The organism is Allobosea sp. LjRoot237, from assembly GCF_964253285.1.
GTDB lineage: Bacteria > Pseudomonadota > Alphaproteobacteria > Rhizobiales > Beijerinckiaceae > Allobosea.
Map to the genome: position 1 here is coordinate 5,641,525 of NZ_CAXUQP020000001.1, position 24,620 is coordinate 5,666,144.

The window sequence follows — 24,620 nt, forward strand, 5'->3', positions numbered from 1 at the left end:
CCCCGCGATCTCTGCAACCGGGGATAGCAGGAACGCCTTAGAGAATGGTTGACGAGGTCTTGTCGCAAGCCATCGCGGCGTTAGGGTTTAGGAAAGCTTATCGCCGCCTGGCCAGCCGCAGGCCGCGAGCGCCGCGTGCATATGCGGCGGCGGCGGCGCAGTGACGTTCACTGGCTCGCGCTTCGGGTTGAGCGGGATCGAGACGCTTTGCGCATGCAGGTGCAAGCCTGGCCCGGTGTCGCGCGGCGCCGTGCCGTAGATTTCGTCACCGTGGATCGGCCCGAAGCTCGAGGCACAATGCACGCGCAATTGGTGCGTGCGGCCGGTCAGCGGCTCGAGTGCCAGCCAGGCAGTGGCCATGTCATTGAAACGACCGCGGCCGAGCACGCGGTAGCGTGTCTGCGAGGGCAGGCCATCCGGGTCCGGTTTCATCCACCAGCCGCGCTCAGGCGAGCGTTTCCCGAGCGGCAGATCGATGAGGCCCTCGTCCTCGGCAGGCTCGCCTTCGACGACCGCCCAGTATGTTTTTCCGATGCGACCGTCGCGGAAAAGCTGGTTGAGCTGCGCCATGGCGCGGGGGTGACGGCCGAGCACGAGGCAGCCCGACGTATCCTTGTCGAGACGGTGCGCGGCCTCCGGGCGTCGCGGCAGGCCGAAGCGCAGGGCGTCGAGATGGTCGGTCAGAACCGGGATGATGCGGCCTTTTGCCGCCGGGCCGCGATGCACCGGAAGCCCCGCCGGCTTGTCGATCACGAGCATCATCGCGTCGCGATGCAGTAGCGCGAAGGGCAGGTCGTCCTGCGAAAGGGCTGGTCGCTCGGGCGTGGTCATGGCATTGCGCTAACCAAGGCCGCCGTGCAGCGCAACCAGCAGCGCCGGAATTTGCGGTAGCAGGACGGGTGATGAGCGAGACCGAACCGAAGAAACGCGGCTTCTTCTCGAAGCTGTTCGGACTGGATCAGCCGGCGGAGATGCCGCTGCCGGAACCGGCGCCCACTCCTCTCTCCGAGCCGCCGGCCGAGCCTGCAGCGGAGATTGTGCCCGAAGCCGAGCCCGAGGCGCCGCTCGCGCCCGAGATTCTGCTCGGCGAAGCCGCGCCCTTGCCGATTGCGGCGCCGGAGCCCGTACAGCCCAAGCGCAGCTGGTGGCGCCGGCTGCGGGACGGGCTGTCGCGCACCTCCTCCGCGTTGACGACAGGCATCAGCGACCTCTTCACCAAGCGCAAGCTCGACGCCGGGACACTGGAGGATCTCGAGGATATCCTGATCCAGGCCGATCTTGGCCTCGCGACCTCGGCCCGGATCGCCAAGGCGGTCGGCGAAGGTCGCTATGACAAGCAGATCGAGCCCGATGAGGTGAAGGCGATCCTGGCGCGCGAGGTCGAGGCGATCCTGATGCCGGTCGCCACCCCGCTTGCGATCGACGCCACCAAAAAGCCGTTCGTGATCCTGATGGTGGGGGTCAATGGCTCGGGCAAGACGACGACGATCGGCAAGCTCGCGGCCAAGTTCCGGGCCGAGGGCAAATCGGTGATGCTGGCGGCGGGCGACACGTTCCGTGCCGCGGCGATCGAGCAGCTCAAGGTCTGGGGCGAGCGCACCGGAGCCGAGGTCATCGCCGGTCAACAGGGCGCCGATGCGGCCGGGCTCGCCTTTGAGGCGTTGCAAAAGGCCAGGGCCAACGGCACCGACGTATTGCTGATCGACACGGCCGGGCGGCTGCAGAACAAGACGGGGCTGATGGACGAACTGGCCAAGGTGGTGCGGGTGATCCGCAAGCTCGACGCAGAAGCGCCGCATACGGCGCTGCTCGTGCTCGACGCGACGGTCGGCCAGAACGCGGTCAGCCAGGTCGAGGCCTTCCGCGAGACCGCCGGCGTCACCGGCCTGGTGATGACCAAGCTCGACGGCACGGCGCGCGGCGGCATCCTCGTCGCCTTGGCGGCGCAGTTCGGCCTGCCCGTGCATTTCATCGGCGTCGGCGAGAGCGTCGACGACCTCGAACCGTTCTCGGCGCGTGATTTCGCCCGTGCCGTGGCAGGACTGGGAGAAGCGGCATGAGCGGGACGGCGGCGAGCCCGAGCGAGGCAAAACCGATCAATCCGCTGCTCAAGCTGGCGCTCGAATTCGGGCCGCTGGCGATCTTCTTCTTCGCCAACTCCTATGGCGATCGCTGGTTCGGCGTGGCCGAGGACCGGCGCATCTTCGTCGCCACCGGCATCTTCATCGCGGCCTCGCTGATCGCGCTGGTGTTGTCGAAGATCGTGATGAACCACCTGCCGCGCATGGCGATCGTCAATGCAGTCGTGGTCACCGTCTTCGGCGGGCTGACGCTCGCGCTCGACGACGCCTTTTTCATCAAGGTCAAGCCGACGATCGTGAACACGCTGTTCGGCTGCATACTGCTCGGCGGGCTCTATTTCGGCCGCTCGCTGCTGGCGCTAGTGCTCGACAGCGTGCTGCAGCTCGACGAGGAGGGCTGGCGCAAGCTGACCCTGCGCTGGGGCCTGTTCTTCTTCGTGCTTGCGGTGTTGAACGAGGTGATCTGGCGGACGCAGACCCAGGATTTCTGGGTCGCCTTCAAGGTCTGGGGCGTGATGCCGCTGACCATGATCTTCGCCCTTGCCCAGACGCCGCTGATCCTCAAGCACGAGATCAAGCGGCCGGAAGCGGCGGAGTAGGTTTTTCTCAAGCCAACCCGCCGCCGTCGACGCCGACGGTCTGGCCGTTGACGTAGGACGCCGCGGGGCTCGCCAGCCAGAGCACGAGTTCGGCGACTTCCTCCGGCCGGCCGATGCGCTTGGCCGGATAGGCGCTGGCGAGCTGCTCGCTCGTCACCTTCCAGTCGCGGCGCACGCGCTCGAGCATGGCCGTCTCGATCGGCCCGGGTGCGATCGCGTTGACGCGGACGTCGAGGCCGTATTCCTGCGCGGCCGCTTTGGTCATGTGGATCACCGCCGCCTTCGAGGCGCCGTAGCCGATGATGTTCGGGAAGGCATGGCGGCCGCCGATCGAGGCCATGTTGACGATGGCACCCTTGGTTCGGACCAGATGCGGCAATTCGTGCTTCATGGCGAGGAAGACGCCGCGCAGATTGGTGGCGATCAGGTCGTCGAAGCCGTCAGCGGCTGTCTCGGCGATCGGAGCGGGGGGCTTGTCGGCGCCGGCATTGTTGAAGGCGATGTCGAGCCGGCCATAGCGGGCGATGACCGCGTCGACGAAGGCTTTGACCTCTCCTTCATCACGAACATCGGCCCGAACATAGAAGGCATCGCCGCCCTTGGCGCGGATGCCGGCCTCGACCTCGCGGCCGAGCGCCTCGCGCCGGCCGCAGAAGGCGACCCTGGCGCCCTGTGCGGCGAAGAGCTCGGCAGTGATGCGACCGATGCCGGAGGTGGCGCCGGTGATCAGCACGACCTTGCCGATAAGGGCGCCGGACGGAGCCGGCTGGGCGCGGGCAGTGGCGATCAGGCCGACGCCGAGGCCGCCGGCCATGGCGGTGCGGATGAAGGCGCGACGGTCGTCGGTCCCGTCGGTCATGGCGGTCTCCTGCGGAGAGTGTTGCTCGATGCGGGGAACCTAGTCCTCGGCGATATCTGCGATAATCTGCTGTATTCTGAACGTATCTTTCAGTACTGCTACATAATGCGGCGTGGTGATCTCGATGGGCTGGTGGCCCTTCTGACCGTGGCGGAGAAGCGCTCCTTCACCGCGGCAGCAGCGGCGCTCGGCGTCACGCCTTCGGCCATCAGCCAGAGCGTGCGGGCGCTGGAGCGGCGGGCCGGCGTCGCGCTGCTGGCGCGCACGACCCGCGACGTCGCGCCGACCGAGGCGGGGCGACGCTTCCTGGAGCGGGCGCGCCCTGCGGTCGACGACATCCTTTCGGCATTCCGGGAGGCGTCGAGCCTCGGAAACAAGCCGAGCGGCCTGCTGCGGCTGAACGTGCCGCGCGTGGCGCTACCGAGCCTGATCGAGCCGATCCTCGCCGAGTTCTGCGCGAGCTATCCGGAGGTCCAGGTCGAGATCCATGTCGACGACCGTTTCGCCAATATCGTCACGGAGGGTTTCGACGCCGGCATCCGCATCGGCGAGCTGGTCGAGGCCGACATGGTGGCGGTGCCGTTGAGCGCGCCGTTTCGGCTCGCGGTGGTCGGCTCACCCGATTATTTCGTTAGGCACGGCCGGCCGCAGCGCCCGGAAGAGCTGAAGCGGCACGCCTGCATCAATTTCCGCCAGAGCGACCGCAGCCTCTACCATTGGGAGTTCGAAGAGGACGGGCGAGAATTCGCGCTCGCCGTCGACGGGCCGATCATCGCCAACGAGGCCAATGTGATGATCTCGGCGGCGGTGATGGGGCTGGGCCTCGCCTATATGCTCGACCCCGTGGCCAAGCCGCTCTGCCAGCGCGGGCTGCTGGAGCGCGTACTCGAGCCGTTCTGCCCGCAGACGCCGGGCTTCTTTCTGTATTTCCCGTCGCGCCACCAGGTCCTGCCGAAGCTGCGGGCCTTCATCGATTTCGCCAGGACGAGGTTGCGCTAATGGCCAGCTATTTCGGCGCGAGCCGGATGGCGCCGTCGAGGCGGATCGCGGTGCCGTTCAGCATGTCGTTCTCGACGATGCTCCTGACCAGCGCGGCATATTCCGAGGCCCGGCCGAGGCGTGAGGGGTGCGGCACCGAGACGGCGAGCGAGGCGCGGGCCTCGTCCGGCAGGCCGGCGAACATCGGTGTCTCGAACAGCCCTGGCATGATCGTGACGACGCGGATGCCGACCCCGGCAAGATCGCGCGCGACCGGCAGCGTCAGGCCGACGACGCCGGCTTTCGAGGCGGCATAGGCGGCCTGGCCGATCTGGCCGTCCTCGGCGGCGACGGAGGCCGTGCAGACGAAGACGCCGCGGCCGCCATCCTCGGTGACCGGATCGAGCGCGGCGAGCGCGACCGCCGATTTGGCGATCAGGCGGAAGGTGCCGGTCAGATTGATCGCGACCGCCTTCTCGAAGGTGGCGAGGTCATGGGCGACGAGCTCGCCGGTGTCGCGCTTCTTTGAGACGACGCGGCGGCCGGGCGCGATGCCGGCGCAGTTGACGACGATGCGGGCGACGCCATGGGCAGCGCGGGCCTTTTCGAGGGCGGTGTCGACCGATTGCTCGCTGGTGACGTCGCAGAGGCAGAACAGTCCGCCGATCTCTTTCGCCACCTCTTCGCCGCGCTCGGCATTGAGGTCGAACAGCGCGACCTTGACGCCATGGCTGGCGAGCATGCGGGCCGTGCCCTCGCCGAGGCCAGAGGCGCCGCCGGTGACGATGGCGGAAACGGAGGAGTCGAGCTTCATGGCGTTCCCCAAGCTTTTGACAGTGCTGAATGGGCTTTAGAGGGGCGATGCTCGTCATCCAAGCAGTTTGCGCGTGCGATTATGAGTCGATCCCTTGTGCAGGCTTCCATGCGGGGCCACATTTTTGCGTCGACGGCGGGCTAGACTTGGCACGTCAAGGGAGAGGATAGATGAGCGACAGCTTCGGTTTCGGACAGAGTTTCACGCGCGAGGAGATGGCGGCGATCCGCAAGAGCCTGCGTGACGAGGCGCGTTTCGGGTCCGAGTTCATCGGCCGGCTGAAACGGGTGGCGAAGCGCATTCCCTTCGCTGAGGACCTGCTCGCCGCCTGGGTCTGCGCGCGCGATCCGGCGACGCCACGGCGGGTCAAGCTGACGCTGCTGGCGGCGCTCGGCTATTTCGTGCTGCCGCTCGACGCCCTGCCCGACGTGATGCCGTTGCTCGGCTTCACGGATGATGCCGCGGTGATTGCTGCAGCGCTCGCTGCCGTCGCCGGCTCGATCACGCCGCAGCATCGCGAGAGGGCCAAGGAGATGCTGACCGACCTCTGATCGGTCAGGGAACCAGCACGACCTTGCCCTGGACCTTGCGGCCGGCGATCAGCGCCAGCGCCTCGGCGGCCTGCTCCAGCGGGAAGGCGGCATGGACATGGGCGCGGATCTTCCCGGCCGCGGCCCAGGCCAGCAGGCGCTCCATATTGGCGCGGTGGCCGGCTGGATCGCGCCTGACGAAATCGCCCCAGAACACGCCGCGCAGGTCGCAGCCCTTCAGCAGCAAGAGGTTGAGCGGGATCTTCGGGATCTCGCCGCCGGCGAAGCCGACGACGAGATAGCGCCCGCCCCAACCCATTGAGCGCAGCGCCGGCTCGGCAAGCTCGCCGCCGACCGTGTCGTAGAGCACGTCCACACCATCGGGAACCAGACGCCGCAGACCCGCCCGGAGATCATCGGCGGCATAGTCCAGCCCCTCCTGCGCGCCATGCCCGCGGGCGAGGGCGAGTTTCTCCGGCGAGGAGGCGCAGGCGATCACCCGTGCGCCGAGCAGGGCGCCGATCTCGACTGCGGCGAGGCCCGCGCCGCCAGCCGCGCCGAGAATGGCGAGCGTTTCGCCCGGCCTGATCCCGCCGCGCTGGATCAGCCCGTGCATCGCCGTGCCATAGGTGACGAAGAGGCCGGCGGCCTGATGGTCGTCGAGACTATCCGGGATTCGGATGGCCGCATCGGTGGGAACCACCACCGTCTCGCGGGCCGCGCCATGGCCGAGCCAGGCGGCGACGCGTTCGCCGACCCGCCACCCGGTAACGCCATCACCGACGGCGCTGACCACGCCGGCACATTCAGCCGAGGGTGAGAAGGGCAGCGGCGGCTTCACCTGATAGCGGCCCTGGATAACCAGCGTATCGAAGAAGTTGAGCGCCGCGGCCCTGACCTGGATCGCGATCTCGCCGGGTCCGGGCTTCGGTTCGGGCAGATCGCGGATCACCAGGGTCTCCGCCGGTCCGAGGGCCTCGCAGAGCAGCGCCTTCATCGATTGTCCATCCCGAGTGTTTGATCCGTTCGTGTCCGCCTGAGGCTGGCACAGGCGCAAGCCGAACGGAACAGAGCGCGGGGCGGTCCTAAACTATTGAAGGAGAAGGCGTCGCCCGATCGGCGAACCAACCGCGAGCGTTCGCATTTTCGCCAGGATCGTGACATCCTATCCGGCGCGTTGCGTCAATCCGGATCGCCGATCCCGCGCATTCTCCATTCGGCGTTAAGATTTTTGTTGGTTAGTAGCGATCCATGATTCGCATTCCGGCTCTCTCCTCCGCCCGTCTTTCGTTCCAGGCCGCTGCCCTGCTCGGCCTGGCGGCCCTGACCTTTGCGGGCGCTCCAGCGCAAGCGCAGGCGCAGCGCGCTCCCGCCAAGCCACAGCCGGCGAAGACCGCCGCGGCCGGCGGGCAGGGCCAGGCGCTCCTGCTCGAAACCGCCGGCAAATGGCAGGCCTTCTCCTCGCAGCAGGGCCGCTCGAAGATCTGCTACGCCTTGTCCAAGGCCGAAACCCGCGTTCCCGCAAATCTCAAGGATGTCGAGGGGCTGCTGTTCATCTCAAGCCGCCCAGGCGAGGGCGTGCGCAACGAGATCAGCCTCGTCATGAATTTCGACCTCAAGGAAGATGTCGAGCATCAGGCGATCATCGGCAGCGACCGCTTCGCGCTGGTCGCTAAGGGCCAGAATGTCTGGCTGAAGAACCCGGCCGAGGAAGGCCGCATGCTCGATGCGCTGCGCAAGGGCGCTGGCCTCGAGATCAAGGGCACCTCGAAGCGCGGCAACGCAACCAGCGACAAGTATTCGCTCGCCGGCATCTCGCAGATCGTCAAGCGGGCCGAAGACGCCTGCAAGTAAGGTGATTTCGTGATAGGCCGCTCTCGTGTTATGAGGCGGCCAATTCCGGGCGGGAAGCGCCCGTTGCGAGCCGAGTTCCGATGAATCTCTCTGTTGCTGAAGCCGCCCTCCCGGCGGCCGAACCTGTTATGCGGCGGCCATCCCTGGCCGGGCGCACGCGCGCCGGCCTTGACGAGGCCCTGGCCGAGATCGGTGTTCCCGGGAAGGAGCGGCGCATGCGCGTCGATCAGCTCTGGAACTGGATCTACCATTACGGCGTCCGCGACTTCCAGGAGATGACGACGATCGGCAAGGGCCTGCGCGCCCAGCTCGCCGAGCATTTCACGCTCGACCTGCCGGAAGTCACCGCCGAGCAAGTCTCGACCGACGGTACGCGCAAATGGCTGCTGCGCATGGCGCCGACCGGCCCACGCGACCGCGGCGCCGAGATCGAATGCGTCTATATTCCGGAGGTCGACCGCGGCACGCTCTGCGTCTCCAGCCAGGTCGGCTGCACGCTGACCTGCACCTTCTGCCATACCGGCACGCAGCGGCTGGTGCGCAATCTTACCACCGAGGAAATCGTCACCCAGTTGATGGTGGCACGCGAGCGGCTCGGCGATTTCCCGAATCGCGCCGCGCCCGATGGCGCCTTCGTTCCCAATGATGGCGGGCGCTTCGTCTCGAACATCGTCTTCATGGGCATGGGCGAACCGCTCTACAATTTCGACGGGGTGCGCGATGCGATCGCGGTGATCTCCGACGACCAGGGCCTGTCGCTCGGGCGCCGGCGCATCACCGTCTCGACCTCGGGCGTGGTGCCGCAGATCGAGGCGCTGGGCGCGCAGATGGGCACGATGCTGGCGATCTCGCTGCATGCCGTGCGCGACGAATTGCGCAACGAGCTGGTGCCGCTCAACAAGAAATACCCGATCAAGGACCTGCTCGAGGCTTGCCGGAACTATCCGGGCCTGTCGAATGCCAAGCGAATCACCTTCGAGTATGTGATGCTGAAGGGCGTCAACGACTCCGACGCCGAGGCGCGCGAACTGGTGCGTCTGCTCAAGGGCATTCCGGCCAAGATCAACCTGATCCCGTTCAACCCTTGGCCCGGCACGCGTTATGAATGCTCGGACTGGGAGCGGATCGAACGCTTTTCCGAGATCGTCTTCAAGGCTGGCTATGCCTCGCCGGTGCGCACGCCGCGCGGTCGCGACATCCTCGCCGCCTGCGGCCAGCTCAAGAGCGAGACCGAGAAGCTTTCGGCCCGCGCCCGGCTGATGCTGGAGCAGGACGAAGCCGAAACTACGGCGGCCGCGCACTGACATGCTGCGCTGGCTGCTGCTGATTCCATTTGCGCTGCTGTTCGCCATCGGCGTCGGCCTGATCGCGCTGTTGTTTGCTGGCGTCGCTTCGCCCGATCTCGGCCTGCTGATCGGCGGCGGCTTCGAGCGCCTGCTCGCGGCGCTGTTCGATCAGGCCGAGCGCGGCTTCGATCCCGGCCCGACGGCGGAAGCCGCTTTTGCTCTGCTCGGCCGGCTCGGCTTCGCCATCCTCGTCTTGCCGGTGGTGCTGGTCGCTGTTGGCTCCGAGCTGTTCCGCCTGCGCAGCGGATTGATCCAGAGCGGCCTCACCGGCCTCCTGGCGGCTTTACTGCCGCTCGCCATGCTCGGCATGGCCCGGACGCCGAGCGCGCGTGAACTGCAGGTCGTGGCGGCGCTCTTCCTGGTCGGCGCCGCAACCGGGTCCGTCTACTGGGTGATCGCGGGCCGTGGGGCCGGCGGGGAGCCGCGGACGCCAGCGCAGCAGGCCTGATCTCGCACGTCATGCTCGGGCGTGATCCGAGCTCTCAGGCCGGACGAGGTTCCGGTCATCGCCTTCTGGTCATGAGATTCTCGGGTCTGCGCTTCGCTGCGCCCGAGAATGACGATGGTTAATCCCCGATCGCGACGCCCTCGCGCCTTCCGTCGGCGCCGCCGAGATAGCCTTCCGGCGTCTTGACGATCGCCTGGATGCCCGAGGTCATCTCGATCAGCCTGATCTCATGCCCCTTGGCTTCGAGCGCCGCCTTCCAGGCTTCGGCCTCGCTGCTCTTTTCCAGCTCGGTCGGGCCGTTGCGGTTGCCGAAATTGGCGAGATCGACGGCGCGTTGCGGGTCCATCTTCCAGTCGAGCAGGGCGACGAGCGTCTTGGCGACATAGCCGATGATCTGGCTGCCCCCGGGCGAGCCGGTGACGGCATGGAGCCGGCCGAAGGCGTCGAAGACGATGGTCGGCGCCATCGAGGAGCGCGGCCGCTTGCCGGGCTCGACCCGGTTGGCGACCGGTTTGCCATCTTCTGACGGCGCGAAGGAGAAATCGGTCAATTCGTTGTTGAGCAGGAAGCCGCCCTTGGTCATCAGGCGCGAGCCGAAGCCGTCCTCGATCGTCGTCGTCATCGAGACGGCATTGCCCTCGCCGTCGATCACCGAGATATGGCTGGTGCCGTTCTCGACGCCGTCGGAGGGCGCGAGCAGCATGGCGCGCTTGTTTGGCGGGTTGCCGGCGACGGCCTTGCCCATCGCCTTGTCAGGGCTGACCAGCTTCGCCCGATCCCCAATATAGCCCTCGTCGATCAGGCCGGCGGCCGGGACGCTGACGAAGGCGGGGTCGCCGAGATAGAGCGCCCGGTCGGCGAAGGCGAGCCTGCCGGCCTCGGCAAACCAGTGCGCCGCCTCGGCCCCGGCGCCGAGGCGAGCCATGTCCCTGGTCGCGAGGATGCCGAGGATCTGCTGCACGGCGATGGCGCCCGAGCTCGGTGGGCCCATGCCGCAGAGCGTATAGACGCGATAGCGGCCGCAGAGCGGCGCGCGTTCCTCGACCTTGTAGCCTTTGAGGTCGTCGAGCGTGATGTCGCCGGGGTTGTCCTTGTGGCCGGTCACCGTCGCGACGATGTCCTGCGCGATCGCACCCTCATAGAAGGCGTCGGCGCCGCGGCCGGCGATGGCGCGCAGGGTGACGGCGAAGGCCGGGTTCTTCAGGATCGCGCCGACCGGTTTGGGCTTGCCGTCGGCTTCGTAGAAATAGGGCGCAGCCTGGGCGTCCTTGCCGAGGTTCTTTTCCAGCGCCAGCAGGCCGCCCAGACGCGGCGAAATCGCGAAGCCTTCCTCTGCCAGCTTGATCGCCGGGGCGAAGACCTCGGCCCAGGGCAGCTTGCCCCAGCGCTGGTGCGCCGCTTCAAGCAGCCTGACCGTGCCGGGCACGCCGACCGAGCGGCCGCCGACCACGGCGTCGACGAACTTCATCGGCTTGCCGTCGGCGCCAAGGAAGCGCTCGGGCTTTGCGGCCTTTGGCGCGGTCTCGCGCCCGTCGAGTGTCGTCAGCTTCCGGCCGGCCTCGTCCCAGTAGACGAAGAAGGCGCCGCCGCCGATGCCCGAGCTTTGCGGCTCGACCAGGTTGAGCACGAGCTGGATCGCGATCGCGGCGTCGGTGGCGCTGCCGCCGGCGCGCAGGATGTCGCGGCCGGCCGCAGCGGCGAGCGGATTGGCAGCAGCGGCCATGTAGCGCTGGGCGGTGCCGAGCGTCTTGGCAGTGCGGCCGGTAGCGGCTTCGGGCGCGGGCGCCAAGGTTTGAGCGGGGGCTGCGGTTACAGCGGCGAACCAAAGGCCGAGAGCAATGATCGAGCGGATGCCCAATGCGGACGATGTAAGCGGCATGGTCCACTCCTCCTCGTTGGCTGCGCAGACTAACGCGCTTGTCGACTTGCGCGCCATGCCTGTGGCGCTGGTTTGATCTGCCCGGCGGCGCAGCTATGGTCGGCATCCGATTTGTCCTGCCTAGCCGAAGGGGTTCGTCATGGTGCTCGCGCAGTCTTTGGTGTTTCGCCGGCCCCTCGCCATGTTGCTGGTCGGGCTGCTCGGCCTCGCGCTGGCGGGATGCGGCTACAACAACGTGCCGACGCTGGAGGAGAAGGCGAAGGGAGCCTGGGGCGAGGTCCAGAACCAGTATCAGCGCCGCGCCGATCTGATCCCAAACCTGGTCGAGACCGTGAGGGGCTATGCCCAGCAGGAGCGCGAGGTGCTGACCCAGGTGATCGAGGCGCGTGCCAAGGCGACGCAGGTCAAGGTCGACGCCTCGACCATCACCGATCCCGCCAAGTTCAAGGAATACCAGGACGCGCAGAACCAGCTCAGCGGTGCGCTCGGGCGGCTGTTGGTGACGGTGGAGCGCTATCCGGAGCTCAAGTCGAACCAGAACTTCCTTGCCCTGCAGTCGCAGCTTGAGGGCACCGAGAACCGGGTTGCGGTGGCCCGGCGCGACTACATCCAGACGGTGCAAGCCTTCAACACGGAGATCCGGACCTTCCCGGGCGTGATCTGGGCGAAGCTGTTCTGGGGCGCTAAGCCGATGGAGAGCTTCTCGGCGACGACAGGAGCGGAGCGGCCGCCGGCGGTGAAGTTCTGAGCGGCTTTGTGCCGCGCATGCTGATATCGCGATGGTTGGCTCGACGGGAGCCCTCCCCCCTTGTGGGGGAGGGTTGGGAGGGGGGCTTTGCAGCGCTCTGCTCCCGGCTCGGCGCGCGAGCCGGTAAAGCGAGGCGTTTTCCCTCACGGCTGACTACCCCCCTCTCCAGCTCTCCCCCACAAGGGGGGAGAGAGGCGCGTGTGCCTGAGTCGGCAGCGCCACTGCGGCGCTTGCTCGCCGTTCTGCTCCTTTTCCTTTTCTGCCCATTCCTCGCCGCGGCCGCTGAGCCGAGCTATCCCGCCCTCACCGGCCGCATCGTCGACAATGCGAATCTGCTCAACGCCGAGGCGCTCAGCCGGATCGAGCAGAAGCTGAAGACGCATGAAGAGAAGACCAGCGACCAGGTCGTGGTCACGACGCTGCCGTCGCTGCAAGGCTACCCGATCGAGGAATTCGCCAACGGCCTGTTCCGGGCCTGGAAGCTCGGCGACAAGGCGAAGAACAACGGCCTGCTGCTGCTGGTCGCGCCGAACGAGCGCAAGGTCCGGATCGAGGTCGGCTACGGGCTGGAAGGCGCGCTGACCGACGCGCTCTCCAAGGTGATCATCACCACGGCGGTCGCGCCCAAGTTCAAGAACGGCGATTTCGCCGGGGGCATCGAGGGCGGCGTCGACGCGATCCTGTCGATCCTCACCGGTGATGCCGAGGAATGGCAGCGGCGTGCGCAAATCCGCAGCGACGAATCGTCCTGGGTCGAAACGGCCGCGGTGATTTTCGTCATGATCATGGTGTTCATCCTGATCGTGAGCTTCATGCGGGAGCTCGGGCGCTCCTCCGGTGGTGCGCGCCAGCACCGGACACGGGATGGGCGCTGGATCGTCCTGCCGCCATCCGGCGGCTCAGGCTGGGGCGGCGGCTCCTCCTCTGGCGGCTGGAGCTCCGGTTCGAGCACGGGCGGGTTCTCGGGCGGCGGCGGCTCGTCCGGTGGCGGCGGTGCTTCGGGGGATTGGTGAGATGCTGAATTCCGACGATCGCGACGCCATCGCCGAAGCCGTGCGCGAGGCCGAGAGCCAGACCTCCGGTGAGATCGTCGTGGTTGTCGACCGGGCAGCGGGGAGCTATGTCGCGGTGCCGCTCGTGCTGGCGCTGGCGCTCTCGCTGTTCGTGCCCTGGCCATTCCTGCTGCTGACGACGCTGAGCGCGGCGAGCATCTTCCTGACCCAATTGATCGCGGCGGCGCTGCTGCTCGCGACGCTGCTCTGGTATGGGCGCGGCGGGCGCTTCGTGCCGGGCTTCGTCAAGCGGCGGCAGGCGCATGAGACGGCGCTGCGCGAATTCACGGCGCGCGGGTTGACGCTGACGCGCGGGCGCACCGGCGTCCTGCTCTACATCGCCGTGCAGGAACGCTATGCCGAGATGGTAGCCGATGCCGGCATCTCGGCCAAGGTCGACGGCGAGGCCTGGCAAAGAATCGTCGAGCCTCTGCTCGCAGCGGCGGCGCAGGACGCTCTGCGCGAGGGGCTGATCGCGGCGGTGCGCGATGTCGGCGCCGTGCTCGCCGCCCATGCCCCGCCGGCCGCCGACGACGTCGACGAACTCCCGAACAAGGTGGTGATCCTGTAGTTCTATATTTTATCGCATTTTCTTCACGCGAACGGGTACCGCTTCGCTTGAAAATACTCTGGCGGCCTACTTCGCCGGACCGCGTGCGGCCCCGATGATCGCGCTCTGGCGGGCGTAGAGGTCGCCCTGGACCAGCACGACGTAAGCGTCAGCCTTCGCGGCGGAGCGGACAGTCTCCAGCGGCACGCTCAGGGTCGCAGCTGCGCCATTCCATTCGCCGATGCGGCTAATGCCGCGCACGACATTGGCGTAGGTCACGGTCTTGCCGCTGTTCTCGCCGCGTTCGATCGGCACGCTGGCGGTACGGCTGACCTGGAGCAGCCAGACCACGGCCGGCTTCTCGCTCTGATAAGAGGCTGCGCCCAAGGCGACGCGCAGCGCGCCGTCCGCCTCGGCGAGGTCGACCTTCACCGCGAAGCCGTCCTTGCCCTGCTCCTGGACGAGCTTGTCGATGCCGCCCTTGTCGGAGCCGACGATATGGGCGGTGCCGTTGACCACGGCCTGCGGCGTGTAAATCTGGCCGTCGCCGCGCGCCTTGGCATAGAGCTTCTGGCGCTTGCCGAAGACCTCCTGGCCGAGCGTGTCCTTCCAGCCGAGATAGTCCCAGTAGGTCACAGGCAACGTCAGCGTGATCAGTCGCGGATCCTTGGCCAGCTCGACAAAGAGCGCATCCGCGGCCGGGCAGGAGGAGCAGCCCTGGCTGGTGAAGAGCTCGACCACCGCCTTCGGCCGCGCCGCAGGCTGCTGGGCATGCGCCGGCAATCCTGCGAGCAGGAGGAATGTGGCAGCAGCGATCTTGCTGATGTGGTGGACCATCAATTCGAACTCGACGCCTGTATAAAAGCAGGCGGTTACCAAAAGCGCTACTCTCCACTCAATTGGAAATCACGTTGCCTTGAAAACCGGCTTCGGCGGCGCCTGCTCGCGAAAACGTGCCAAAGCCTCGGTGCCGATCAGGTTTGGCCGCCAGCGCCGGTGCATCCAGAGCCATTGCTCGGGATGCTCGCGGACCCAGCCCTCGACCACCGCGGTCATCATCGCCATGGCGCCGGTGACGTCGATCTCGCCATTGGCGTCGCGCGGCAGGTCGAGCGGCGGGGTCAGTTCGATGCGGAAGCGCCGGTTCGGCAGGCGGATGACGCGCACGCCGTGCACCGGGCACTCGAAGCGGCGGGCGAACTTGCCAAGGATCGGATTGGTCAACGCCGGGCGGCCAAGGAAGGGCACGACCACGCCGCGGGTGAAATGCTGGTCGATCAGCATGCCGAGATGGCCGCCATTCTCGAGCACGCCCTGCATGGCGAAGGCCGCGCCCTGCTTGGCGGCGGCGAGCCCACCCATGGCGCCGGAGCGGATCTCGTGGACCACTGCCGCGATCGCCGGATCATTGGGCGCGCGGAAGACGGCGGTGGTGTCGAGATCGTAGGTGGCGGCGCAGATCGCCGGCAATTCCCAGTTGCCGAGATGGGTCGAGAAAATCAGGCCCGGCCTCTCGTCGTCCTTCAGCGCGATGAAGTGCTCGATGCCGACGACCTCGATCCGGCCATTCGGATCGGGGTTGTGATAGTCATAGTCGAACAGCGTCTTGAGATGAGCGTATTCGGCGACGGTGCGACCGAGATTCTCCCAGCCGCCGCGGGCGATGCGGCGAACCTCGGCCTCGGCGATCCCTGGGAAGGCGGCGCGGATATTGGCATAGGCGACGCGGTTGACCGGGATCAGCGGGCTGACGCTGCGCAAGAGCCAGCCGCCGAGATCGGAGGCCCGCTCTGGCCCGAGCGCGCGCAGGAAGGCGAAGACCGCGCGGATGAGCCCGATCATCAGCGCAGCGCCGATGCGCGTCGCGAATTGCTTCAGCTGCCTCAAGATCCCAGCCCGGTCCGCCGGCGCAACGTCCGGACCGGACCTCGCCATTGCGGCGCGACTTGCGGGATTGCAGCCGGCGCGTCAAGTCGCGCCCGCTTGCGGCACTGCTCAGAGCGTGACGATGACCTTGCCGAAGACCTTGCGGCCCTCGATCCGGGCGAGGCCCTGCTCGAACTTGGACAGCGGGAAAACCGCATCGATTACCGGCTTCATGCCGGCAGCCATCTTGTCGAGCGACTGGGCGATGTTCTCCATCCGGCAGCCGAAGGAGCCGGTGATCCGGTACTGCTGCTGGAACAGCTGCATCAGGTTGATCGTCGCCGAGGGGCCCGAGGTGGCGCCGCAGGTGACGAGGCGGCCGCCGCGCTTCAGGCAGAGCAGCGAGCCGTTCCAGGTATCGGCGCCGACATGCTCGAAGACGACGTCGACGCCCTTGCGCTTGGTCAGGCGCCGGACCTCGCCCTCGAAGCGCTCGGTCTTGTAGTTGACGACGAAATCGGCGCCGAGCGCCTTTGCCTTCTCGCCCTTCTCATCGTCGCCGACGGTGGTGTAGACGGTGCAGCCGATCGCCTTGGCCATCAGGATCGCCGCCGTGCCGATGCCGGAGCCGCCGGCATGGACGAGGATGGATTCGCCGGGCTCCAGCTTGGCATTGTCGAACAGCATATGCTGGACGGTGCCGAAGCCGATCGGGGCGCAGGCGGCTTCCTCGAAGGAGACGCCCTTCGGCGCCTTGATCACCAGGCGCTCGGGCCGGTTGACCAGCTCGCGGGCGAAGCCGTCGATATGGAAGCCCATGATGCCGGCGACGTTCTCGCAGAGATTGTCGCGGCCCTCGCGGCAGGCCTTGCAGTGGCCGCAGGTCTCGGCGCCGTACATGGTCACCGTGTCGCCTTCGCGGAAACGCGAGACGCCCTCGCCGACGGCAACGACCTCACCCGCAGCCTCGACGCCGGCCGCCTGCGGCATCTTGCGCTTGGCGAAGGCCATGCCGCGGAAGCCCCAGAGGTCGAGATAGTTAAGGCCGACCGCACGAACGCGGATCTGGACCTCGCCGGCGGCCGGCGGCGGCGGCGGCTCGATCTGTTCGAGGCGGAGGTCGCGGTCGCCATGGAGCTGGAGCGAGAGCATGGGGAGGTTCGAGCCTTGTCAGAGCTGGTCCGGCCATTGCCGCGAGGCATGCAGAACCGCGAGGATTTCGACGCGTCCGTCGCGGACACGATAGGGAAGAATGTAGTTAGTGCCGGCTACCACGAGTTCGCGCGTTTCTTCTACCCGCCCCGCCCTTCCGCTATGCGGATAGTCAACCAGTTGAACAGCGACGGATCGGAGCCGACGAACGAGCATGAGCGCCGCAGCTGGGCTGAACTCGGCGACATAGTGGGCGATCTCGCGGAGGTCAGCCCTCGCTCGCGCGGTCCAGAGAAGCTTCATTTGGTCGAAGCGATGCGCGCCTGCAGTTCCGTCTCTATCGCATCGAGTTCCTCCTCCGTGGCGAACTCACCGCGATCGGCCTGAGCGATGCCTTCCCTGATGTGGGCGATCTGCCAGGCATTGAGCTCAATGTAGGCCTCGATCGCTTTGGCAGCGAGCCAGTTGCGCGAGCGATCGGTATCTGCCGCCAGCGCGTCGAGCTTGGCGAGCGTCTCGCCGTCGAGCCGAATTGTGAAGGCTGCCGTCATGATGGTTCACTCCGGTTCGAAGTGAACATAGGTGGTTTCCGGCCCTTCGCCAAGCGCTGGCCGTTCACCATGTTTCACGTGAAGCGCTGGCGCCGACCGTTAGCGATGCACGCCCATCTGCGCAGTCAACCCGCCATCTACCGGCAGGACCGTACCGGTGATGTAGGCCGCTGGAGGGCTCAGCAGGAAGGCCGCGAGACCGGCGACCTCATCCGGCCTGGCGAAGCGGCCGGCCGGAATCTGGCCTTCCATCTTGTCGCGATAGGCGGCGTAGGGCGCCATCATGTCGGTGTCGACGAAGCCCGGCGCGATCACGTTGACGGTGACGCCGCGCTTGCCGGTCTCAACCGCGAGCGTCTTGGCATAGGAGATCAGCGCGCCCTTGGAGGCGGCATAGGCGGCGTTGCCGGGGTTGCCGCGCAGCGCCGCGACCGAGCCGATCGCGACGATGCGGCCGGCCTTGGCGCGGATCATGCCGCGCATCAGGCTTTTGGCGAGACGGGTGAAGGCCCAGAAATTGACCTGCATCGCCGCCTCGGCCTTGTCCTGCACCAGCATGGCGGCCAGCGCGTCATAGGGCTGGCCGGCATTGTGGACGAAGCCGAAATAGGCTTCGCCCTCGCACTGCTCGCAGAAGGCGTCGAGCGCTGCCTTGTCGGAGAGGTCGAGCGACAAAGCGCGCACGGTCCGACCTGGCTCGGTCGCCGCGATCTCGGCGGCGAGCGCCTGCGCCTGCTCGCCCGAGGAGCGATAGGTGAAGTCGACATCATGGCCGGATGCGGCCAGAGCCCGCACGATCGCGGCGCCGACGCCCTTGGCGCCGCCGGTGACGAGAACCCGGCTCATGCTGCTTTCGGCCCGGCGGTCAGCACGAGACAGGTGTTCTGGCCGCCGAAGCCGAAGGAGTTCGACAGCACGGTGCGCACCTCGGCGTCGCGGGCCTGGTTGGGGACGACGTCGATCGCGATCGCCGGGTCGGGCTGGCTGTAGTTGATCGTCGGCGGGATGCGACCGTTCGCGATGGTCAACAGCGAGATCACCGCCTCGACGGCGCCGGCGGCGGTCAAGGTATGGCCGAGCATCGACTTGTTCGAGGAGATCGGCAGCTTCGCCATGCGCTCGCCGAAGACGGCAGAGCAGCTCATCGCCTCCATCTTGTCGTTCTCGGGCGTCGAGGTGCCGTGCGCGTTGATGTAGTCGACGTCATCAGGGGTCAGCCCGGCATCGGCGAGCGCGTCCTGCATGGCGAGGATCGCCGGCTTGCCGTCCGGGCTCGAGCGGGTGCGGTGGAAGCCGTCGCCACGCTCGCCGCAGCCGGCGACGATGCCGAGGATGGTCGCGCCGCGGGCGAGCGCGTGGTCGTAATCCTCCAGCACCAGCGCACCGGCACCCTCGCCCATGACGAAGCCGTCGCGGTTCTTCGAGAACGGCTTGGCGGAGGCCTCCGGCGGGTCGTTCTGGGTCGACAGGGCCGAGAGCAGCGAGAAGCGGATCAGCGCCTCGGCATGCACCGAGCCGTCGGTGCCGATGCACAAGGCAGCTTCAGTCTCGCCCCTCCGGATCGCCTCGACGCCCATCTGGATCGCAGTCGCGCCCGAGGAGCAGGCGGTCGACAGCGAAATCGGCGAGCCCTTGGTGCCGAACTTCTCGGCGATGTGCTCGGCGACACCACCGAACAGGAAGAGTTCGTGCATCGGCTGGTGCTTGTGGCCGGCGGCAACGCGCAGCAGTGCGTCGTAATCCGTATCGCCCTCGATCGCCTGCGCCAGTTCCTGCTTCTGGGGCCATTCCATCTCGACCGGCGGCACCGCCATGAAGAGTTCGCCGGGAAAATCACCGGACTCGCCGAGGCCGCTCTGCGCGACGGCTTCGTCTGCGGCGAGCGTGGCGAGTTTCTCGGAGAGTTCCGGGGCGGCGAAGGACCCGTCGAACAGGAAGTCGACCGTTGCTGCGATGGTGGTGCGCAGACCCTCGGTCGGGAAGCGCTCGATGCGGTGAATGCCGGAACGCCCGGCGGTCAGCGCTTCCCAGTTGGCATCCTTGCCCTGTCCGAGCGAGGTGACGATACCGAGGCCGGTGACGGCGACGATCGGTCGGCCCTGGCTGTCGCGATGGTTTGCACCCATGACGCCTCTCCTCAAGCCTTGACCAGGCGGGCCGCGCCTTCGCCGCGCCAATGCGCTGCGCCGGTGACGATTGCTTCATTCGCCGCGCCGGTCGAAAGCGCGGCCGCGGCGAGCGCAACCGAGACCGGGAAGGCAGCTTCGATGGAATGGCCGACGAGATCGCCGGCGGCGATGCGGCGCGACTGGGGGACAGCCTTGGCGATCGCGGCCGCCTCTTCGTCGGTAATGCCGGCGCAGCCGGTCGCGGCGGAGATCGCGAGTGCGTCGGGCGCAAGGGGCCCGAAGCCGGCGAGCAAATCGTCGAGCGCCTTGGCGACCGAGCCGGGCTGGCGGCGGCTGCGATGAGCGGCGGCGTGGCTCAGGCGGGCATGCACCTTGGCGCCGCGCGCCGCGGCGCGCTCAGCCGATTCGAGCACGAGGAAGGCGCCGGCGCTGCCGGTGATCAGGCCGGGCTGATCGGCCCGCGCGAAGACGGGGGCGAAGTCCCCGGTGCGCAGATAGCCGCCGAGCTCGAAGAGCAGCAGCATGTCGCGGCGCTCGGCATTGTAGGCGCCGCCGACGAGGATGACATCGGCCTGGCCGGCCGCGATGCGGGCCTGGGCGGTGCGGATGGCGTCGACGCCGGCCTGCTCCTCGCCCATCAGTGTGCGCGAGGCGCCGGTGATGCCGTGGACGATGCCGATATTGCCGGCGAGCAGGTTGGAGAGCTGGGCCAGGAACAGCGTCGGCCTGAGATCGCTCATCAGCCGTTCGTTGAGGAAAGCGCCCGGCTGGTTCGCATTGCGCAGACCGGCCAGCACGGCGGCATCGACGGCGTGGTCGCGCTCGCCGCCGCCGGCGGCGACGATGACCTGGAGCTGGCTCTTCGCCTCAACGTCTTGCTTCAGTCCGGCATCGTCGAGGGCAAGGCCCGCGGCATAGACGCCGAGGCGCTGCCAGGGCTCCATCTGGCGCTGGTCCGACTTCTTCGGGATCTGCCGGTCGAGCTCGAGCGGCTTCAGCGGGTGCAGCGGGTAGGGCGCGAAGCCCTGCGCATCGATGACCGGCGCTGCGTTGGTCGCAAGCGCCTGCGCGTGGATCTCGACGCCCTCGCCAAGACTGGAGACGAGGCCGATGCCGGTGATGACGACGTCGCGGGCCATGTCAGGCTGCCTCCGGCGAGAGGCCGATGGCAGCGATGCGGCTCTGCATCAGGGTGCGCATATCGGCGGGGAACGGCATCAGGCGGAAGCGCAGCTCGGCATCGCAGATCGGCTTACCGGCGATCGCGATCCTTGCCTTTGTCGCAGCGTAGCCGGAGCCCTCGTGGACGAGCTCGGCGCTGACGTCGAGCACGGCGTTGGGTTCGACGAAGGTGCGGAAGCGCGCCTTGTCGACCATCATCAGGAACGGCATCTGCGTCAGGCCGTTCAGACCGAGAAGCAGATAGCCCGAGGCCTGGGCCATGGTTTCGGTGAGCAGCACGCCGGGAACGAGCGGGTGGCCCGGGAAGTGGCCCTCGAAGACCGGGCTCTCAGTCGGAACGGTCGAGCGGGTCAGGATCCGCTTGTTCGCCGGATCGAAGCTCTCGACCTTGTCGATCATCTCGAAATATTCGAGGCGCATGCGGCTCCAACCCGTCTCGCCGCGATCGGGTCTTACCCCGCCTGCGGCGTGTCAACGTCCAGAGCCGGATGATGTCAGATGGAATCGCTTCGCGTTTCCATCTGATATCTGGATCCGTCTCTCATTAAAGAGTGAGAGCAGGATCTTCGTGAAAAAACCGGTTCTCACTTTTTCGCATCCTGCTCTTGCGCTGGCCCGGACGGGCCAGGGCTCGTTCAGGCGGCCTTGGCGGCGACGAGATCGTCGATTCGCTTGCACAGGTTCTCGAGCACGAAATACTGCTCGGCCGGCGCCTTGCCCTCGTTGACCTCCTGGGTCCACTGCTCCAGCGGCAGCTTGATGCCGAAGGCCTTGTCGATCGCGAAGGCGATGTCGAGGAAAGCGAGGGAGTCGATGCCGAGATCGTCGATCGCGTGGCTCTGGGGCGTGATCTTCTCGCGAGGAATGTCGCAAGTCTCCGAAATAATGCCGGCGACCGTCTCGAACGTGGCGGACATGCGGGTGCTCCCGTCGTGAATGATGATGATGGCGGACGGCGTCCGGGCGCGTTCGCCCCGCGCCTGCCCCAAGCCCCCCGCCGAGGATGACTGTGACGCCCCCTTACACCTGCGTGCAGGATAGGACAACCGTTGGGGCCAAAGAGAGACGCCCGGCTCCAGGACCGGGCGTCCAGTATCGTCGATGCCGAACCTTACGCCGCGATGCCGCGCAGCACGTAATGCAGGATGCCGGCGTTCTTGAAGTAGTCGAGCTCATCGAGCGTATCGATGCGGCAGAGGATCGGAACCTTCTTCACCTTGCCGTTGGCATAGGTGATCTCGGCTTCGAGCATCTGGCGCGGCTTGACGGTGGCGAGGCCCTTGATCGAGACGATCTCGTCGCCCTTGAGGTCGAGCGAGGCCCAGCTTGTGCCTTCCTGCAGGGTGAACGGCACCACGCCCATGCCGACCAGGTTCGAGCGGTGGATGCGCTCGAAGCTCTGGGCGATCACGGCCTTGACGCCGAGCAGGTTGGTGCCCTTGGCCGCCCAGTCGCGCGACGAGCCGTTGCCGTATTCGACGCCGGCGAAGATCACCAGTGGCACCTTCTCGGCCTGATAGCGCATCGAGGCGTCGTAGATCGGCAGCTCCTCCTTGCTCGGATAGTGGATGGTGTAGCCACCCTCGCGTCCGTTCGGCCCCATCATGTGGTTACGGATGCGGATATTGGCGAAGGTGCCGCGCATCATCACCTCATGATTGCCGCGCCTCGTTCCGTATTGGTTGAAGTCGGCGACGGCGACGCCATGCTCGCTCAGGTAATGGCCGGCAGGCGAGGCTGCCTTGATCGAGCCGGCCGGCGAGATGTGGTCAGTGGTGATCTTGTCGCCGAACAGGCCGAGGATGCGGGCGCCGACAATGTCGGTGACCGGCGTCGGGGTCTTGTTGATGCCCTGGAAATAGGGCGGGTTCTGGACGTAGGTCGATGCGTCTTCCCAGGCATAGGTCTGGCTCGACGGGGTCTTGACCGCCTGCCAGTGCTCGTCGCCCTTGAACACGTCGGCGTATTTCGCCTCGAAGATGGCGCGCGTGACGTTCTGGGCGATGAAGCTCTGGATCTCCTTGTTGGAAGGCCAGATGTCCTTGAGGAAGACCGGCTTGCCGTCCGAGCCGGTGCCGAGCGGCTCGCTGGTCAGGTCCATCTGGACCGAGCCGGCGAGCGCGTAGGCGACGACCAGCGGCGGTGATGCCAGGTAGTTCGCCTGCACGTCGGGCGAGACGCGGCCCTCGAAATTGCGGTTGCCGGAGATCACGGCGCCAGCGATCAGCCCCTGCTCGTTGATCGCCTTCGAGATCGGCGCGGGCAGCGGGCCGGAATTGCCGATGCAGGTGGTGCAGCCGAAGCCGACCAGGTTGAAGCCGAGGGTGTCGAGATCGGTCTGCAGGCCGGATTTGGCGAGGTATTCCGCAACGACCTGCGAGCCGGGGGCCAGCGAGGTCTTGACCCAGGGCTTGACCTTGAGGCCCTTGGCGACCGCGTTGCGGGCGAGCAGGCCCGCCGCCATCAGCACCGAGGGGTTGGAGGTGTTGGTGCAGGAGGTGATGGCGGCGATGACGACGTCGCCATGGCCGAGGTCATGGTCGCGGCCCTCGACGGGCACGCGGCGGGCAATCTCGGCGCCCTTCTTGTACTCGGTGTCCATCGCGGCGGCGAAGCCCTTGGCGACGGCGCCGAGATCGACGCGGCCCTCGGGGCGCTTCGGACCGGCCATCGAGGGCTGGACCGTGGTCAGGTCGAGCTCGAGCGTGTCGGTGAAAACCGGGTCGGCCGTCTCGCGGGTCGCGAACAGCTCCTGTGCCTTGCTGTAGGCCTCGACCAGCGCGATGCGCTCGGCAGTGCGGCCGGTCGTGGTCAGGTAGTCGAGGGTTTCAGCATCGACCGGGAAGAAGCCGCAGGTGGCGCCATATTCCGGGCCCATATTGGCGATGGTGGCGCGGTCGGCCAGCGTCAGATTGTAGAGGCCGGGGCCGAAGAACTCGACGAACTTGCCGACGACGCCCTTCTTGCGCAGCATCTGGGTGACGGTCAGCACGAGGTCGGTCGCGGTGATGCCCTCGCGCAGCGAGCCGGTGAGCTTGAAGCCGATCACCTCCGGCAGCAGCATCGACTGCGGCTGGCCGAGCATGGCGGCCTCGGCCTCGATGCCGCCGACGCCCCAGCCGAGAACGGCGAGGCCATTGACCATGGTGGTGTGCGAATCGGTGCCGACGACGGTGTCGGGATAGGCGACCTCGACCTCGACGCCATCGATGGTCTCCTTACGGGTCCAGACGGTCTGGGCGAGGTATTCGAGGTTGACCTGGTGGCAGATGCCGGTGCCGGGCGGCACGACGCGGAAATTGTCGAAGGCGCCCTGGCCCCATTTCAGGAAGCGATAGCGCTCGCCATTGCGCTCGTATTCGAGCTCGACATTCTGCGACAGCGCCTTGGGCGTGCCGAATTCGTCGACGATCACCGAGTGGTCGATGACGAGGTCGACCGGAACGAGAGGGTTGATCTTGGCCGGGTCGCCGCCGAGCGCAACGACGCCGTCGCGCATCGCCGCCAGGTCGACCACCGCCGGAACGCCGGTGAAGTCCTGCATCAGCACGCGGGCGGGGCGGAAGCCGATCTCCTTGCCACCCTTGCCCTTGTCGTCGAGCCAGGCGACGAAGGCCTCGATGTCGGTCTTGGTGACCGAGCGGCCGTCCTCGAAGCGCAGCAGGTTCTCGAGCAGCACCTTCATCGAGAAGGGCAGCTTCGAGATGCCGGGAAGGCCATTCGCCTCAGCGTCGGGCAGCGAATAATAGACGTATGTCCTGGTGCCGACGGTCAGCGTCTTCCGGCACTTGAATGAATCGAGCGAGGCCATGAGGGCTTACATCCTGATCAAGGGGTTGCGGTCGCGAGCCGGACCGTCCTTGCGGATGAATCCGGTCGAAGGCCTATTGCGCATGACGCGCTCGCCGCCCCGGGAGTGCCCGAGCCCCGCGCCGGATCGGCGTGCGGCGTAGCCACGGGTTCTATAGATCAATTCCAAGAAGGCCGCTACAGGCTCGATAT

The 24,620-nt window shown here is 67.1% G+C and carries 26 protein-coding genes; 10 read left to right on the top strand and 16 right to left on the bottom strand.

Annotated elements, in window-relative coordinates; translation table 11 throughout:
- Window positions 1-87 precede the first annotated feature (87 nt).
- Entirely contained in the window at window positions 88-762 is a 675-nt protein-coding gene (locus ACSQ24_RS27360) for an RluA family pseudouridine synthase (protein WP_436097744.1), read from the bottom strand.
- Between ACSQ24_RS27360 and ftsY the strand changes: the two genes are divergently transcribed.
- Both ftsY and ACSQ24_RS27370 read left to right on the top strand, forming a co-directional pair.
- Entirely contained in the window at window positions 705-2,060 is a 1,356-nt protein-coding gene (gene ftsY, locus ACSQ24_RS27365) for a signal recognition particle-docking protein FtsY (protein ID WP_436097745.1), read from the top strand. The two genes, ACSQ24_RS27360 and ftsY, sit on opposite strands and share 58 nt — an antisense overlap.
- On the top strand, window positions 2,057-2,680 hold the full coding sequence (locus tag ACSQ24_RS27370) for a septation protein A (RefSeq protein ID WP_436097746.1): 624 nt from the start codon (window positions 2,057-2,059) through the stop codon (window positions 2,678-2,680). The genes ftsY and ACSQ24_RS27370 overlap by 4 nt, the downstream gene beginning before the upstream one ends.
- A 7-nt stretch (window positions 2,681-2,687) precedes the next feature.
- On the opposite strand, the gene ACSQ24_RS27375 is transcribed toward ACSQ24_RS27370, so the two are convergent.
- Window positions 2,688-3,539 (bottom strand): SDR family NAD(P)-dependent oxidoreductase, encoded by an 852-nt coding sequence (locus tag ACSQ24_RS27375; protein WP_436097747.1) that lies wholly within the window; start codon window positions 3,537-3,539, stop codon window positions 2,688-2,690.
- A gap of 132 nt (window positions 3,540-3,671) precedes the next feature.
- Between ACSQ24_RS27375 and ACSQ24_RS27380 the strand changes: the two genes are divergently transcribed.
- Entirely contained in the window at window positions 3,672-4,538 is an 867-nt protein-coding gene (locus tag ACSQ24_RS27380; protein WP_436097748.1) for a LysR family transcriptional regulator, read from the top strand.
- Between the two features lie 7 nt (window positions 4,539-4,545).
- On the opposite strand, the gene ACSQ24_RS27385 is transcribed toward ACSQ24_RS27380, so the two are convergent.
- Window positions 4,546-5,331, bottom strand: coding sequence for an SDR family NAD(P)-dependent oxidoreductase (locus ACSQ24_RS27385; RefSeq protein WP_436097749.1), 786 nt, complete (start codon window positions 5,329-5,331; stop codon window positions 4,546-4,548).
- A gap of 170 nt (window positions 5,332-5,501) precedes the next feature.
- On the opposite strand from ACSQ24_RS27385, the gene ACSQ24_RS27390 reads away from it, so the two are divergent.
- Complete coding sequence (locus tag ACSQ24_RS27390; protein ID WP_436097750.1) at window positions 5,502-5,882, top strand: YkvA family protein; 381 nt, start codon at window positions 5,502-5,504, stop codon at window positions 5,880-5,882.
- A 4-nt stretch (window positions 5,883-5,886) separates the two neighbouring features.
- Here the strand turns inward: ACSQ24_RS27390 and ACSQ24_RS27395 are convergent, their stop codons facing one another.
- Window positions 5,887-6,858, bottom strand: a complete 972-nt coding sequence (locus tag ACSQ24_RS27395) for an NADPH:quinone oxidoreductase family protein (RefSeq protein ID WP_436097751.1) — start codon at window positions 6,856-6,858, stop codon at window positions 5,887-5,889.
- Window positions 6,859-7,112: 254 nt separating this feature from the next.
- On the opposite strand from ACSQ24_RS27395, the gene ACSQ24_RS27400 reads away from it, so the two are divergent.
- The 3 genes from ACSQ24_RS27400 to ACSQ24_RS27410 all read left to right on the top strand — a co-directional run bounded on the left by ACSQ24_RS27400 (window position 7,113) and on the right by ACSQ24_RS27410 (window position 9,509).
- Entirely contained in the window at window positions 7,113-7,715 is a 603-nt protein-coding gene (locus ACSQ24_RS27400; RefSeq protein WP_436097752.1) for an invasion associated locus B family protein, read from the top strand.
- Between the two features lie 80 nt (window positions 7,716-7,795).
- Window positions 7,796-9,019, top strand: coding sequence for a 23S rRNA (adenine(2503)-C(2))-methyltransferase RlmN (rlmN, locus tag ACSQ24_RS27405; RefSeq protein ID WP_436097753.1), 1,224 nt, complete (start codon window positions 7,796-7,798; stop codon window positions 9,017-9,019).
- 1 nt (window position 9,020) lies between these two features.
- Window positions 9,021-9,509 carry a hypothetical protein gene (locus ACSQ24_RS27410; protein WP_436097754.1) on the top strand — a complete coding sequence of 163 codons (489 nt, stop codon included), beginning with the start codon at window positions 9,021-9,023 and terminating at the stop codon, window positions 9,507-9,509.
- Between the two features lie 118 nt (window positions 9,510-9,627).
- Here the strand turns inward: ACSQ24_RS27410 and ggt are convergent, their stop codons facing one another.
- Window positions 9,628-11,388, bottom strand: coding sequence for a gamma-glutamyltransferase (gene ggt, locus ACSQ24_RS27415; protein ID WP_436097755.1), 1,761 nt, complete (start codon window positions 11,386-11,388; stop codon window positions 9,628-9,630).
- A gap of 181 nt (window positions 11,389-11,569) precedes the next feature.
- On the opposite strand from ggt, the gene ACSQ24_RS27420 reads away from it, so the two are divergent.
- The 3 genes from ACSQ24_RS27420 (at window position 11,570) to ACSQ24_RS27430 (ending at window position 13,759) form a co-directional block, all read left to right on the top strand.
- Entirely contained in the window at window positions 11,570-12,136 is a 567-nt protein-coding gene (locus ACSQ24_RS27420) for a LemA family protein (RefSeq protein WP_436097981.1), read from the top strand.
- Window positions 12,137-12,336: 200 nt separating this feature from the next.
- Window positions 12,337-13,149: a TPM domain-containing protein gene (locus ACSQ24_RS27425; protein ID WP_436097756.1), complete on the top strand. Its 813-nt coding sequence runs from the start codon at window positions 12,337-12,339 to the stop codon at window positions 13,147-13,149.
- 1 nt (window position 13,150) lies between these two features.
- On the top strand, window positions 13,151-13,759 hold the full coding sequence (locus ACSQ24_RS27430; RefSeq protein WP_436097757.1) for a TPM domain-containing protein: 609 nt from the start codon (window positions 13,151-13,153) through the stop codon (window positions 13,757-13,759).
- A 66-nt stretch (window positions 13,760-13,825) separates the two neighbouring features.
- On the opposite strand, the gene ACSQ24_RS27435 is transcribed toward ACSQ24_RS27430, so the two are convergent.
- From ACSQ24_RS27435 to acnA, 11 genes are all read right to left on the bottom strand, one after another.
- On the bottom strand, window positions 13,826-14,575 hold the full coding sequence (locus tag ACSQ24_RS27435) for a DUF1223 domain-containing protein (RefSeq protein WP_436097758.1): 750 nt from the start codon (window positions 14,573-14,575) through the stop codon (window positions 13,826-13,828).
- Between the two features lie 69 nt (window positions 14,576-14,644).
- The gene (locus ACSQ24_RS27440; protein WP_436097759.1) at window positions 14,645-15,673 is read right to left on the bottom strand and encodes a lipid A biosynthesis lauroyl acyltransferase; all 1,029 of its coding nucleotides are present in this window, start codon (window positions 15,671-15,673) and stop codon (window positions 14,645-14,647) included.
- Window positions 15,674-15,733: 60 nt separating this feature from the next.
- Window positions 15,734-16,756 (bottom strand): zinc-binding dehydrogenase, encoded by a 1,023-nt coding sequence (locus ACSQ24_RS27445; protein WP_436097760.1) that lies wholly within the window; start codon window positions 16,754-16,756, stop codon window positions 15,734-15,736.
- An 18-nt stretch (window positions 16,757-16,774) separates the two neighbouring features.
- Window positions 16,775-17,059: a type II toxin-antitoxin system RelE/ParE family toxin gene (locus tag ACSQ24_RS27450; protein ID WP_436097761.1), complete on the bottom strand. Its 285-nt coding sequence runs from the start codon at window positions 17,057-17,059 to the stop codon at window positions 16,775-16,777.
- Window positions 17,056-17,307, bottom strand: coding sequence for a CopG family ribbon-helix-helix protein (locus ACSQ24_RS27455; RefSeq protein WP_436097762.1), 252 nt, complete (start codon window positions 17,305-17,307; stop codon window positions 17,056-17,058). The genes ACSQ24_RS27450 and ACSQ24_RS27455 overlap by 4 nt, the downstream gene beginning before the upstream one ends.
- A 99-nt stretch (window positions 17,308-17,406) precedes the next feature.
- A complete protein-coding gene (locus tag ACSQ24_RS27460) occupies window positions 17,407-18,153 on the bottom strand; it encodes an SDR family oxidoreductase (RefSeq protein WP_436097763.1) in 747 nt (248 codons plus the stop codon).
- On the bottom strand, window positions 18,150-19,433 hold the full coding sequence (locus tag ACSQ24_RS27465) for a beta-ketoacyl-ACP synthase (RefSeq protein WP_436097764.1): 1,284 nt from the start codon (window positions 19,431-19,433) through the stop codon (window positions 18,150-18,152). Before ACSQ24_RS27465 ends, ACSQ24_RS27460 begins: the two co-directional genes overlap by 4 nt.
- Window positions 19,434-19,444: 11 nt before the next feature.
- A complete protein-coding gene (locus ACSQ24_RS27470) occupies window positions 19,445-20,575 on the bottom strand; it encodes a beta-ketoacyl-ACP synthase (protein WP_436097765.1) in 1,131 nt (376 codons plus the stop codon).
- 1 nt (window position 20,576) lies between these two features.
- Window positions 20,577-21,038, bottom strand: a complete 462-nt coding sequence (locus ACSQ24_RS27475; protein WP_436097766.1) for a 3-hydroxyacyl-ACP dehydratase FabZ family protein — start codon at window positions 21,036-21,038, stop codon at window positions 20,577-20,579.
- A gap of 215 nt (window positions 21,039-21,253) precedes the next feature.
- Complete coding sequence (locus ACSQ24_RS27480) at window positions 21,254-21,535, bottom strand: acyl carrier protein (RefSeq protein WP_066473700.1); 282 nt, start codon at window positions 21,533-21,535, stop codon at window positions 21,254-21,256.
- 194 nt (window positions 21,536-21,729) lie between these two features.
- Complete coding sequence (gene acnA, locus ACSQ24_RS27485; RefSeq protein WP_436097767.1) at window positions 21,730-24,429, bottom strand: aconitate hydratase AcnA; 2,700 nt, start codon at window positions 24,427-24,429, stop codon at window positions 21,730-21,732.
- Between the last annotated feature and the right edge of the window lie 191 nt (window positions 24,430-24,620).